Annotated in this window: 12 protein-coding genes and 1 pseudogene; 1 reads left to right on the top strand and 12 read right to left on the bottom strand. The window is 31.8% G+C overall.

The genetic code is table 11. The features are described from left to right. Positions 1–84 precede the first annotated feature (84 nt). Entirely contained in the window at positions 85–597 is a 513-nt protein-coding gene (locus QZ260_RS04120) for a CvpA family protein (RefSeq protein ID WP_295983033.1), read from the top strand. A 50-nt stretch (positions 598–647) separates the two neighbouring features. Here QZ260_RS04120 and QZ260_RS04125 read toward each other — a convergent pair whose 3' ends face one another. The 12 genes and pseudogenes from QZ260_RS04125 to QZ260_RS04180 form a co-directional block, all read right to left on the bottom strand. Continuing rightward, complete coding sequence (locus QZ260_RS04125) at positions 648–1,277, bottom strand: carbonic anhydrase family protein (protein WP_295983036.1); 630 nt, start codon at positions 1,275–1,277, stop codon at positions 648–650. 12 nt (positions 1,278–1,289) lie between these two features. Beyond that, positions 1,290–3,155, bottom strand: a complete 1,866-nt coding sequence (locus QZ260_RS04130) for a SulP family inorganic anion transporter (protein ID WP_295983037.1) — start codon at positions 3,153–3,155, stop codon at positions 1,290–1,292. 73 nt (positions 3,156–3,228) lie between these two features. Then, positions 3,229–3,900 carry a DUF2490 domain-containing protein gene (locus tag QZ260_RS04135; protein ID WP_295983040.1) on the bottom strand — a complete coding sequence of 224 codons (672 nt, stop codon included), beginning with the start codon at positions 3,898–3,900 and terminating at the stop codon, positions 3,229–3,231. A gap of 15 nt (positions 3,901–3,915) precedes the next feature. Further along, positions 3,916–4,731, bottom strand: a complete 816-nt coding sequence (locus tag QZ260_RS04140; RefSeq protein WP_295983043.1) for a universal stress protein — start codon at positions 4,729–4,731, stop codon at positions 3,916–3,918. Between the two features lie 97 nt (positions 4,732–4,828). Continuing rightward, a complete protein-coding gene (locus QZ260_RS04145; protein ID WP_295983047.1) occupies positions 4,829–6,421 on the bottom strand; it encodes a SulP family inorganic anion transporter in 1,593 nt (530 codons plus the stop codon). Positions 6,422–6,505: 84 nt separating this feature from the next. Further along, on the bottom strand, positions 6,506–6,808 hold the full coding sequence (locus tag QZ260_RS04150) for a hypothetical protein (protein ID WP_295983050.1): 303 nt from the start codon (positions 6,806–6,808) through the stop codon (positions 6,506–6,508). A 47-nt stretch (positions 6,809–6,855) separates the two neighbouring features. Beyond that, a complete protein-coding gene (locus QZ260_RS04155) occupies positions 6,856–7,605 on the bottom strand; it encodes a tetratricopeptide repeat protein (protein WP_365969161.1) in 750 nt (249 codons plus the stop codon). A gap of 10 nt (positions 7,606–7,615) precedes the next feature. Next, positions 7,616–9,391, bottom strand: a complete 1,776-nt coding sequence (locus QZ260_RS04160; protein WP_295983054.1) for a BatD family protein — start codon at positions 9,389–9,391, stop codon at positions 7,616–7,618. Between the two features lie 34 nt (positions 9,392–9,425). Beyond that, positions 9,426–10,271, bottom strand: a complete 846-nt coding sequence (locus tag QZ260_RS04165) for a tetratricopeptide repeat protein (protein ID WP_295983055.1) — start codon at positions 10,269–10,271, stop codon at positions 9,426–9,428. Positions 10,272–10,301: 30 nt separating this feature from the next. Then, positions 10,302–11,339, bottom strand: coding sequence for a VWA domain-containing protein (locus tag QZ260_RS04170; RefSeq protein ID WP_295983057.1), 1,038 nt, complete (start codon positions 11,337–11,339; stop codon positions 10,302–10,304). An 18-nt stretch (positions 11,340–11,357) separates the two neighbouring features. Beyond that, positions 11,358–12,362: a VWA domain-containing protein gene (locus QZ260_RS04175; protein WP_295983059.1), complete on the bottom strand. Its 1,005-nt coding sequence runs from the start codon at positions 12,360–12,362 to the stop codon at positions 11,358–11,360. Continuing rightward, a pseudogene (locus tag QZ260_RS04180) lies at positions 12,362–12,728 on the bottom strand (hypothetical protein); the annotation flags it as partial. The gene QZ260_RS04175 and the pseudogene QZ260_RS04180, both read right to left, overlap by 1 nt.

A 12,728-nucleotide genomic window follows, 5' to 3' on the forward strand; every position in this document is an offset into this window, starting at 1 on the left:
TATTAGTATCACTAATTTGAAAGTCGCAAAGTTAACAAACCTAAGTGTTAGTATTATTTTATATTTGTTTTAAATTATTTTAATATGGGTGTTATTGATATTGTTCTAGGAGCTTTAATTTTATTTGGATTGGTTCGTGGGTTTATGAAAGGACTTTTTGTTGAAGTGGCTTCTCTAGTGGCATTAATTGCTGGGGTTTATGGTGCGATACATTTTAGCAGTTTTGCTGCCGAATTTTTACAAACCAAAACCGAATGGACCGAACAAACTATTAACATTACAGCTTTTGCCGTAACCTTCGTCATTATTGTTTTAGCCATAGGTCTAGCAGGTAAAGCACTAACTAAATTAGCTGATTTTGCAGCTTTAGGTATTATAAACAAGCTTGCTGGAGGTGTTTTTGGAGCCTTAAAAATAGCTTTGATTTTAAGTATTGTTTTAAACGTTTTTGACAAATTGAATAACACCATAACGCTTTTAGATGATGACACTAAACAGGAATCTGTACTTTATAAACCTGTAAAATCTTTAGTGCCCATGATTTTTCCAAATATTTTAGATATTAGTAAAGATAATAGCTCCGAAAATGAAGCATAAAAAAAGACCACTATAAAAGTGGCCTTTTTTAATACACTAAATTTATTAACTTATACCATTTCTACCTTTCCTGTAGACAACATATAAACGCCTCCAACGATTTGAATATCTCCATCATCTTCCATTTGCTTTAATATAGAACTACGTTCTCTAATACGTTCTATAGTCAGTTTTACGTTGTTCTCGACTGTTTTGGCTACAAATGCCTCATTTGCTGAACTTAGTTCTCCTTCTACTTCATCAGAACTTTGCTTTACAGCTGGTAAAATATTTGCCAACATGTCTGTAATATTACCAAGTTCTACACCATCACATGCTGCTTTTACTGCTCCACAACTTTCATGACCTAGTACTAAAACTAATTTACTACCCGCTACTTTACAGGAATATTCTAAACTTCCTAAAATATCGATGTTCTCGAAATTACCTGCTACTCTGGCAACAAAAATATCACCAATTGCTTGGTCTAAAACGGTTTCAACTGGAACTCGAGAATCAATGCAAGATAGTACCACCGCTTTAGGGAATTGTCCTCCTACAGTTTGATTTACTAATGCTGAATTATCCACTGTTTGCATACTTCCGCTTACAAAACGGTTATTACCTTCTAATAAATCTTGTAATACGTTATTTGGTAATAATGCTTCTTGTACTTGTTTTGTTATTGCTGTATTTTTCATAATTACTTGTTTTTAATTGTTTAAATCTTCTACGTTTTGTTTTATCCATGCTAAGCATTTTGAAAAACTTTCAAAAATGTGCTCATTTGGAATAAAATCTGGAATAATATCAATACGCTCCATCATATAACGTGGTTGCCTTAATAAGCCAACAAATAGGACTTCAACATCATTTTTCTTTAAATCTTGCAACATATCTTCCATGGCATATAAACCCGATTGATCCATATACTGCATACGCCCAAGTCTTAAAATTACCGTTTTTGCAGTACTAGGGATTTGTTGTGTTAGCGCTTGAAAATCACTTGTAGACCCAAAAAATAGTGGTCCTTTTAAGTGCTTAATAAACACCTCTTGTTTTAAGTTTTTTGGAAACTCTCCCTCATCTGCCCACGCTTTCTCTTTCAGTGCTTTTACACCGGAACGTTCTGCTGTTAAATCACCAATTTTTTTCATAAACATTAAAGACGCTATTACTAGCCCTATACCGACCGCATAAACCAAGTTCCAAAATGTAGAAAGCAGCAATACAATAAGCATTATTAACACTTCTGAACTCATTTTAATTGGTCCAATTTTAATATCTCTTGGTAACGCTGGTATGGCTTTTAATCCTTTGTAATCCATAACTCCTATACCTACTGTAATTAATATCCCAGCTAATACAGCGGCAGGGATTTGAGACGCTACTGGCCCTAATCCTAAAAGAATAATCAATAACATAATACCAGCTATCATCCCCGATAGTTTTGTTTTTCCACCAGACGTAATATTTACAACCGTTCTAATGGTTGCTCCTGCACCCGGAATTCCACCAAAAACAGCAGCAATACTATTTCCAATACCTTGACCTATAAGTTCTTTATTAGGTTTGTGTTTTGTTTTAGTCATGTTATCTGCCACCACACTAGTAAGCAACGAATCTATAGCTCCCAATAGCGCTAAAGTCAATGCAGTAAATATATATGGCGTTATGCTACTTAAACTAAAACTTGTAAAAATCTCTAAATTAGGAATAGGCAACCCGCTAGGGATTTCTTCAATAGGCCTATAAGGTAAATTAAATCCTATAGCTATTCCAGACATTACTATCAACGCTACCAAAGTACTAGGCACTGCTTTAGTAACCCTTTTAAACCCATAAATAATAAAGATGGTTCCCAACGCCAAAATCAACTCAAGCCAGTTAATGTTTTGCAGAGCTTTTGGAATGGCTTTTATAGCCCCTAAAGCACCTGAAGCTTCTTTTGCTGCTAGAGTTTGAGATTCAATTAATATAGCTTCTTGCGAAATCTCATTAGCACGATTTAAGGTTTCTTTAAAATCCTCAAGTACTAAAATCCCTTCGCCAGCTTCATCTTTCAAAATATTCTCGAGAATAACTTCTTCGGCTTGAGGTTTAAAAGTTTCAACAAATGCCAAATCTTCTTTAGGGTAATAACCCAATGAAGGTAATATTTGAGTCAATAAAATAATAACACCTATGGCAGTCATAAAACCAGATACAACCGGATAAGGAATATATCTTATGTATTTTCCCAAGCCTAAAACACCCAAACCAACCTGCATTAAACCTGCAAGTAAGAATACAGTTAAAATAACAGGTAACGCTTTTGATACATCGCCATCATTTGTGGCAATAATCCCAGCAATAACAACCATACTTACGGCTGTCATTGGTGCTGTTGGTCCTGAAATCTGTGTACTTGTACCACCAAAAAGAGCGGCAAAGAAACTTATAAAAATAGCACCATATAGTCCTGCAGTAGGTCCTAAACCAGATGAGACACCAAATGCTAATGCCAAGGGCAATGCTACTATTCCTGCTGTAATGCCTCCAAAGGCATCGCCTTTAATGTTTGAAAATAAATTCTTCATATATCTGTTTTTACCTTTTTTTTCTAATTTAACTTAAATTTTGAAAAATTAAAAATTAAAGGTCAAACTTTAATTAGAAATTAACGAACATGATTAAATTAATTTGATCTCTCCCTGAGGTTTCAAAAAATTGATTCATATAACCTAGTTCTAATCGCAATGCTTTTGAAAATGTATATCCTAACCCTGCATACACTCTATTCCTATCAAAAACGGATGATTCTATGTTTAGAAAAACTTCATTATACACTGAAAAATATAATGGGTTTTTTTCATCTTTTCTATATTGTAGGGGTACTTTAATTCCTAAAAAGTATCTTAATCGCATTTTAAAATCATCTTCTACAAAACGTTGTTCAAATCGGTAGCGATGGCTTAAACCAATTTTACCAACTTTCTGCTTTGTTGTAAACTGTTGAAAAACGCGATGTTCGTTAACAGATACTTTATCATCTGTTTCACCAATATAGTTTTCAGATAAAATATAGCCATAGCCCAGCAATATATTATTATTCTCAGTAATGTTGTAACCCAATCCAGTACGCAAAAGTAACTGCTCTAAATCGCCAACAGCATTATAGTTTCTATACTGAACTTCGTTGTGGATGCTCCACTTATTATTAAGTTTTTTGTTTCCAATATAAATGAGCCAGTTACCCAAATTACTATCTTGAGCAGTGGATATTCTAGGCGTTAAAAACACTAGAAATAGAAACGAAAAAAATACATGCTTTAAATGTTTCATAAATTAACAGAGCTTTTATTGAGCAAGCTTTAGTTCTTTATTTGTTATGAAAAGAGAGATATTAACATTATCAATTACATCTTTAATTTCAGACTTTAAAACGTTAGACTTGTCTTTTTGTCTATTTACACATAGTAAATTAATATCGTTTTTTAATAAATAATTAGATAGGTTTTTAATCGTATTATCATTCTTTTCAAAAACAAAATCTACTGTTTTAGTGCTAACAGAATCTTCTTTTTCTTTTATTACGTTAGTGTTTTTAATAATGTTAAACGATTTTAATGGCCTTTTAGTTTGAGCAATTAAATCTTCTGTAAACTCCAAATCAAAAGATTTCTCATTATCGTTAAACAACCCTAAATGCAATTCCTTATCAGGTGCGAAACCATTTTTATTAGAAGCTATCATTACTGGCCCTTTATGAATTTTTAAAACAAAATTTGTAATGTTGTCTCCAAGAAACCTTAAACCTTTTGCCTTTCTTTTTCCTAAAACAATAACATCTGGATTAGTTACTTTTATATGTTCTTCAATTTCATTTTTCACGTTACCAAAAGCAAAAGTAGAATTTATATTTACATTATAATCATTTGAAATTGGAGCTAAAGCCTCTTGTATTTTCTTGCCTGTAATTATTTGCTCTTGATTTATAGTTCGCATAGCTGATAATTGACTTTCTCTTTCTACAACATCACTAGGCTTTTTTACATGGAAAAAGTTTATGTCTCCATCAATCATCTTTGCAAGACTCACCGTGCTTTTTAAAATAGTGCTCGGAGATTTTTTCAAATCTGAAAGCACTAATATTTTATATTTATTATTTCTCATTTCTTTAAATTTTATTGTTTTTAACCAGTTGATTGTAATTCCCCGATAATTATCTGGATTACCATATAAAATTGTTAAGCTACAATCTCATAATTTTTTAATTTAAGCTTAATTTTGATTTTGGTCTCAACTCAAAGAACTCGACAAAACTTGGAGGATTTTCAACAATACCTCGTTTTGAAATTAACTTAATATCAATATTTCGTTCTTTAGCTTTAAAGGCAAAATCTTCTAATATTTCAATAATATCATTATCTAAATACCTTGTTTTAAGTAAATCTAGTTCTAAATAAGTGTCGTGTGGTAAACTATCTAATTCTTTAAGAATTGCTCCTTTATTAAAAAATGTAACCTCCTCAGCAAGTGTCATTTTTATCTTATGTTTACCATTGCTTTTATCTTCAATATGAAGAAAATGAGAATTCTGGTAACTTTTCATTAAAATAACAACAATCCCTACAATTAATCCTAAACCAATTCCCCATAACAAATCGATAAATACAATTCCTAAAACAGTTACAAAAAATGGTACAGATTGTTTCCAACCCAAATTGTACATCTTTTTGAATAATGAAGGCTTTGCTAATTTAAATCCAACTATAAATAAAATTGCTGCTAAAACAGATAATGGAATCATATTTAACAATCTAGGAATTAGAATTACCGAAATCAATAATAAAAAACCATGAATAATAGCTGATGCTTTACTACGTCCTCCAGATTGAATATTAGCAGAACTTCTTACTATTACCTGAGTAATTGGTAAACCACCTATCATACCTGAAATAATGTTTCCTGTACCTTGAGACAACAACTCACGGTTAGTTGGTGTTACATTTTTGTGTGGATCTAATTTATCTGTAGCTTCAACACACAATAATGTTTCTAAACTTGCTACCAAAGCAATTGTAAAAGCAATTATCCACACTTCTGGATTTGTTATTGCTGAAAAATTAGGGAAACTAAACTGCCCAAAGAATGAAGCTGCATCCTCAGGTATTGGTACACTTACTAAGTGAGATTTATCAATACCTAAACTCTCGTGTGATTGTGTTAGTGCATAAAATATTATACCAACAACAACTGCAACCAAAGGTCCCTGTACTAATTGAAAAATCTTTCCCTTTTTTGATAATATCTTATCCCACAATAATAAAATAACCAAAGCTATAATACCGATTACAGCAGAACCTAGCGTTATATGGTTTACTGCATTTATGATTTCTGAAAAGGTGTTTTCACCATCCATTTGAAAAAATGCAAAATCACCTTCTGGATCTGAATCATAACCAAAAAAGTGAGGGATTTGTTTTAAAATGATAATAATTCCGATGCCTGTTAGCATTCCTTTGATTACAGAAGACGGGAAGTAATACCCAATTACACCAGCTTTTAGAAATCCAAATATTAACTGTATAACACCTCCTAAAACAACAGCCATCAAAAAGTTTTGATAACCTCCTAAGGTTCCTATTGCCGTTAATACAATAGCCGCTAAACCTGCTGCGGGTCCACTCACACCTATTTTTGACCCACTTAATCCTCCTACAACAATTCCTCCAATAATACCTGCAATTACTCCCGAAAAAAGCGGCGCACCACTCGCTAAAGCAATACCTAAACATAAGGGTAATGCAACAAAGAAAACGACTATACTCGCTGGCAAGTCATTTTTAATAGTTTTAAACATATTATAATAATTTGTTGCTCTTGGCAATATACATACCAAAAGCTGTTAAAATAAATTAGACTTAAAAGTCTACAAAATTCGAAATTATAATATGTGAAACTCGGGTGGTGGGGAAATTAAATTTAAATGAGGTTTTGGATAATTTTTAAAATAATATAATAAGTTGTTTTCAACTTCAGAAGAGGCAAAATCTAAAGCTGAATTATTTAAATCGAAAAATAACAGTTCTATTTCTTTATTTTTTTCACTTCCTTTTTCTTCTTCTTCCGAAGATGAGTAAAAAATGGAAACATCAGCCGAATCATCTATCATTAAGATGATTGTTGGCGCTGTTAAAAATAACAAAAACAAAGAAGATAAAAATATAGAAACAATACTTCTTGACATTTAATTCACATTTTAAAACACAAAGATAGTACTTTGTTTGAGAATAATTAAAAATTCTTCAACAATTTAATATCATCTGAAACTACCCAACCTATTTTACCATCTGATAGTTTTATTTTTTTCCAATCGTTATAGGTTTCAATAACCTGAACTTTAGTGCCTTCATGTAACCTAAAAGATTCTTCACTTCTAGAATTAGGATTGCTTTTTACTTTACTTTCTTGCGAAAAAACAATAGCAGGGTTATCATTTTTATCTAAATTATATTTATGAAAAGCAAAAGCAAGGGTTATACACGCAAATATTAGTGCAATAGAACTTCCAATAAATGCTAAACGCTTATTTAAAGTTGAATAAGCAAGATAATACCCCAAGAATAGTAAAACAAAACAAAACACTAAACTTACAGCTATTTTTGCCCAAGTATCAAAAGACAATTTATTTGTTGATGTATTTAAAAGTTTTGAAAATCCCACATCAGGAATAACATCAATCGCATCAATGGTCATGTTTTTTGCAAACGCCATGTTGTTTTTAATATCAGAGTCATTCGGGTTTAATAGCAATGCTTTTTCGTAATAATAAATACTTGGAGCAATGTTATCAAGTTTATAATGTGCATTAGCCAGATTATAATATAAATCAACTGAATGCTTTTCAGTTTCTAAAATCGCCCTATAATTATCTATAGCCTCAGCATATTTACCTTCATTATATAAAGTATTAGCTTTTTCAAACAAAGCTTCATTTTGTGAAAAAAGCCCCAAACTGAATAAAAACGATAGTATGTAAAACATCTTCTTCATATTAACGTGCTTGTTTATCAATTAAAGAAATTGTTTTTGCGGCCTTATCATAATCTTCTTGCATGGCTACTATATCAATAGGCGTATATCGCGCGAGTTCACAACTTTCTAAAATACTTCCAAATTCTTTAATAACATTATCTTCAACACCTTTTTCATTCAATAATTTATTGGTTTTATCCTTACTTAAATCACTAGTCTCAATATGTAATTTGGCTTTCAAATAGTTGTGCAATGCTTTTTCTAAGGCAATGTAAAAAGCTTCTTTTTTACCTAAGGATTTTTTTGCACTACTCAAATATCTACGCGCCAATTTATCTGCTTTTCTAATTCTATTACCATAAATATCAGCAGCTCTATTGGCTTTCTTTTTACGAACAAAAATGGCTAATGGAATTGCTAGAAATGGCAACAAAAGTAAGCTCCAGAATGTATTGGTCTTGAAAAAATGAGTTGACTTTATATCCAAAAAATCAGTTTTCGTTTTAATAAATGCGAACTGATCACTATTTAAAACAACGGCTTGCTTATTGCCACTGTTAATCGCATTGTTTTCGGTTGAAGATGAACTATTGGAAGGCCCATTCAAAACATTAATTATAATTTCATCAGAAGATAACCTTTTATAGCTTTCCGTTTTTAAATCAAAATATGAAAACGAAATACTTGGTATAGGGTATTTACCTTTATATTGAGGCACTACGGTATAGCTATCTGAAATACTTCCTTGCATACCAGACAAGTTTGTTTTCACATCTTCATTGTGTTCAGGTTCGTAAACCTCTAAAGAACTAGGTAACGAAATTTTTGGGAGTTTAAAGAGTTTTAAATTCCCTTTACCTTTTACATTCACTTTAACTTGAAGTGATTCTGAAGCATCTAGTTCCGTTTTAGAAGATAATACATTCAAAGAAAAACCTCCAACTGCTCCTGTAAAATCAACTGGCTTTCCAACCTCTGGAAGTGATTTTACGTTTATAGTTTTATTCCCTGCGGAAACCGTTTTATTAACTCGAGTCATTAAAAGGCTCCCAAAAATATCTCGCCTTTTTGTTGGCACACGCATTGAGATATCTAAAGTTAAGGGCTCAATATTTAATTTTCCTGTTTTTTGAGGGTATAATACAGTTTTTCTCAACACTAAAAATCGATAATCTTCACCATTATATTTACCGTTTTGAACTTTTTGGCCTTGGGTATTTATATTCTGGCTCCAAAAATCATTAAATCTTGGTGTGTCAATTTCATTCCAATTATCAACTTGTATTCTAGGGGACACATAAAGTTTATAAACAACCGTTATAGCTTCGTTTAAATAAGGATTTGTTTTAGAAATTTCGGCTACTAAGTGAATATTTTGTGAAGCCAAATAACTGGGGTCATTAGGGTCTTTTGGAATATCTACAGCGGCAGTTACCTGAATTTTTATTGGAGTTGTTTTATAGCTCTGGTCTTTTATTGTTATTGAAGCTTGGGAAATAGTAAAATTTCCGCGTTTTTTTGGAGCTAAAAAATAGGTGTAGGTCTTTTTATATGACCGTTTACCATTAATCCAAGAATTACTTACCGATTGGTTTGGACCACCAACAACAGTAAAACCTACAAAATCTGGTGGATTAAAATTGTCACCGTCTTGATTCATTTGAAAATCTATACGCAAGCGCTCATTTACCCCAAGTTTATTTTTACTCACCTTGGCGTCAAATTTCACCTGCGCAAAAGTCATACTTGTTGTAAGTATGAATAATACTATAGTTATGTGTTTTATTAATTGCATAAATTAATGAGCAACGATAAACTATTAATACTGTTTACCAATCTTTTTCTGTTTTAATTTTTACTCCTTTTTGTTTTTCAGCATTCATTTTTTCTTGAACTTTCTGTTCTTGATTATTCATGGCTTCTAACAAATTTTTTATTTGTTGAGGAGATAATTGTCCTGGCTGTGGTTGTGGTTTTTGCTGTTCTTTTTTCTTGTCCTCATCACCCTTTCCTTTATCCTTTTTTTCGTCTTTAGGTTTTCCGTCTTCATCTTTTTCATCTTCACCTTCTTTCTTTTCTTGGTCGCCTTCGTCCTTTTTATCTTCTTTATTCTCGCCCTCTTTATCTTTATTATCTTTTTTGTCTTGATCTTCCTTATTCTCGTCTTTTTTATCTTGATCTTTCTTGTCGTCTTTATTTTGGTCTTCCTGTTTTTGTTGTTCTTCAGCGCAAATTTTGGCGACACTTAAATTATATCGTGTTTCATCATCTGAAGGATTATTTCTCAATGCATTTTTATAAGCTTCAACAGCTTCTTTACATTTTTTGTTTTGCATTAAAATATTTCCAATATTATGAAATGCTTTATGCTTTTCAGATTTTGAAGTTGCTGTTTCTGTTGCTTGCTGAAGTCTATATAAGGATTCATCTAAATTACCACTCTTATAATAAGAAGTGCCTAAATTATAAGCTCCTGCAACTGTTGTAGCTTGCTCAGAAATAGCTTTTCTGTATTCCATTTCAGCTGAAACAAAATCTTCATCGGCAATTAACTCATTACCCTCATACACAAAATTATTGGCTTTTTTTAAAGCTAATAACTGTTCCTTATTTTCTTCTTGTGAAAAAGAAAAAATGGATGTAAGTATTGATAATATGACAACTATATGTTTCATTTTTATTTCTAAATTATAAAACCATTTCATCTAAAGGTTCTCATTAAACAAATTCAACTTTTTTAACCATGCTGTTTTTCGTTCTAACAATAAAATATCTATCAGTAAAAAGAAAATACCGAAACCTAAAAACCATTGAAACTGATCTTTAAAATCCGCAAATTCTTTTGCTTCGAACTCCGTTTTATCCATGGCATTTAATATCTCACGAATATTATCAACAACATCTTTTGTATTTTTTCCATTAATATAAGCGCCATTAGCCTCAGATGCTATATTCTGAAGTGTTTCTTCATTTAATTTTGTAATAACTGTTTCTCCTTGATTGTCTTTTTTATAATTTAAAACAACACCATTTCGCTTTTCTGGAATTGGACCTCCTTTTACATCACCAACGCCAATAGTGAATATTCTAATGCCTTCTTCACTAGCTTCTTCTGCAACCATCGCAGCTTGCTCACTATGATCCTCTCCATCAGATATTATAATAAGTACACGATTGGTTTGCTCTTCATCATCAAAATACGTCTTAGCCAGTTTAATAGCTTCGTTTATTGCCGTTCCCTGTGAGGATAACATATTGGTATCCATGCTTTGTAAAAACATTTTAGCCGAAGCATAATCTGTTGTTATTGGTAATTGCGGAAACGCTTTTCCTGCGTATGCTATAATTCCAACTCTATCACTAGCTAAATTATTAATGATTTGAGTTACTAATTGTTTTGACTTTTCTAATCGATTTGGAGCAATATCCTCAGCCAACATACTTTTAGAAACATCAACTGCAAAAACAATATCAACACCTTCTCGTTTTACGGTTTCTAACTTGGTTCCAATCTTTGGATTTACTAACGCAATAATTAAACAAAAGAAAGCTAAGCTTAAAACAATGACTTTTAAAACTGATTTAAATATAGATCTATTAGGACTTAACCTTTTAAGCATTGATGCGTCTGCAAACTTTTTTCGGGCTCTATATCTCCAAAATTGAAGCACCACAAAGAGTAGAATTATTATTGGAATAATGCCTAATGCCCAAAACCATATTTTTTCTTCTAATTGAAACATTGTTCTTCTTTCTTCTTTTTAAACAAAACTTCTAAAAATAGTAAAACGTAATAGTAGTTCCATCAATAATAATAAACCAGCTAGAATCACTAACGGACGATATTTTTCTTCGTAATTGTAATATTTAAACTCTTCTATTTCTGTTTTTTCTAGTTTGTTTATTTCATCATAAATTTCTTCAAGCTTTTTGTTATTTGTTGCTCTAAAATATTTTCCACCTGTTACTTCAGCAATTTCTTTAAGTAATTCCTCATCTATCTCCACTTGAATACGTCCATATTGGAAATTACCATTTGGTAAAATAGCAACTGGAGATAAAGCCATCCCGTTTGTTCCTAAACCGATGGTATAGGTTTTTATACCATATTCAACGGCCAATTCACTTGCTATCTTTGGGTCTATGAATCCTGAATTATTTACACCGTCTGTTAATAAAATAATAACTTTACTAGAGGCCTTGCTATCTTTTAATCTGTTTACCGATGTCGCTAAACCCATACCTATCGCGGTTCCACCTTCAATAATAGTGTTATATTTAATAGTTTTTAATGACCGGAGCACAATGGCTTTATCACTAGTAATAGGCGTTTTTGTATAGCTTTCACCTGCGTACTCCACTAAGCCAATTCTATCGTTTGGTCTGCCTTTTATAAATTCTGCGGCTACTTTTTTTAAAGCCTCTAATCTATTTGGCGATAAATCTTTAGCCAACATACTCGCAGAAACATCAATGGCCATAACAATATCTATCCCTCGAGTCGTTTTTGTTTTAGTTGATACATCAACAGATTGCGGTCTTGCTAAAGCCATAATTAATAATGCGAGCGCCAATAATCTGAATACAAATAAAATGTGTCTTAGTTTAGGTAGCCATGAATTGGTGATTTTAAACCCTTTTAAACTCGATATTTTAAGTTCTGCCGTTTGCATTTTGTATTTAAAAAGATACCAAAGCACTGCCAATGGAAGTGCTAAAAGCAACCAGAAAAATTCTTTATTTACAAATTCGATGCCTTCAAACATTATTCTTCTGCTGGTTTAAGTTCAACTGAATTTAAAATACGCTCTACTATTTGATCTGCATAAACATCATCTTGTCTCCAAGTAATAATTATTTGCTGCATCACTTTATTTTCTGCAGTAAAACTCAACGATGCGTACTTCCCATTGACAAAGTTTTCTGTGTTCCCAATTGGATATTCTAAAGATCCAAAAGTTTTAATACCCTCCGCACCATTAGGCGTTACAAATTTTTCGTTTTTTGTGATTATATTTCTAGCACCGTTATTTTCTAGTACTTTCAAATTTCCTTCAATAGCTTTATTTATATCTAAACTATCTAGTTTTTGAATTAGAACAGTAGTTGAAACGGCTATAGTTAGTTGTTCC

This window comes from uncultured Algibacter sp., assembly GCF_905480415.1.
In the GTDB taxonomy this organism is placed as follows: Bacteria; Bacteroidota; Bacteroidia; order Flavobacteriales; family Flavobacteriaceae; genus Algibacter_B.

What these genes read in the sequence shown, in the direction of transcription:
- QZ260_RS04120 (WP_295983033.1), top strand. Translation starts at nt 85, where the DNA reads ATGGGTGTTATTGATATTGTTCTAGGAGCTTTAATTTTATTTGGATTG.
- QZ260_RS04125 (WP_295983036.1), bottom strand. Translation starts at nt 1,277, where the DNA reads ATGAAAAATACAGCAATAACAAAACAAGTACAAGAAGCATTATTACCA.
- QZ260_RS04130 (WP_295983037.1), bottom strand. Translation starts at nt 3,155, where the DNA reads ATGAAGAATTTATTTTCAAACATTAAAGGCGATGCCTTTGGAGGCATT.
- QZ260_RS04135 (WP_295983040.1), bottom strand. Translation starts at nt 3,900, where the DNA reads ATGAAACATTTAAAGCATGTATTTTTTTCGTTTCTATTTCTAGTGTTT.
- QZ260_RS04140 (WP_295983043.1), bottom strand. Translation starts at nt 4,731, where the DNA reads ATGAGAAATAATAAATATAAAATATTAGTGCTTTCAGATTTGAAAAAA.
- QZ260_RS04145 (WP_295983047.1), bottom strand. Translation starts at nt 6,421, where the DNA reads ATGTTTAAAACTATTAAAAATGACTTGCCAGCGAGTATAGTCGTTTTC.
- QZ260_RS04150 (WP_295983050.1), bottom strand. Translation starts at nt 6,808, where the DNA reads ATGTCAAGAAGTATTGTTTCTATATTTTTATCTTCTTTGTTTTTGTTA.
- QZ260_RS04155 (WP_365969161.1), bottom strand. Translation starts at nt 7,605, where the DNA reads ATGTTTTACATACTATCGTTTTTATTCAGTTTGGGGCTTTTTTCACAA.
- QZ260_RS04160 (WP_295983054.1), bottom strand. Translation starts at nt 9,391, where the DNA reads ATGCAATTAATAAAACACATAACTATAGTATTATTCATACTTACAACA.
- QZ260_RS04165 (WP_295983055.1), bottom strand. Translation starts at nt 10,271, where the DNA reads ATGAAACATATAGTTGTCATATTATCAATACTTACATCCATTTTTTCT.
- QZ260_RS04170 (WP_295983057.1), bottom strand. Translation starts at nt 11,339, where the DNA reads ATGTTTCAATTAGAAGAAAAAATATGGTTTTGGGCATTAGGCATTATT.
- QZ260_RS04175 (WP_295983059.1), bottom strand. Translation starts at nt 12,362, where the DNA reads ATGTTTGAAGGCATCGAATTTGTAAATAAAGAATTTTTCTGGTTGCTT.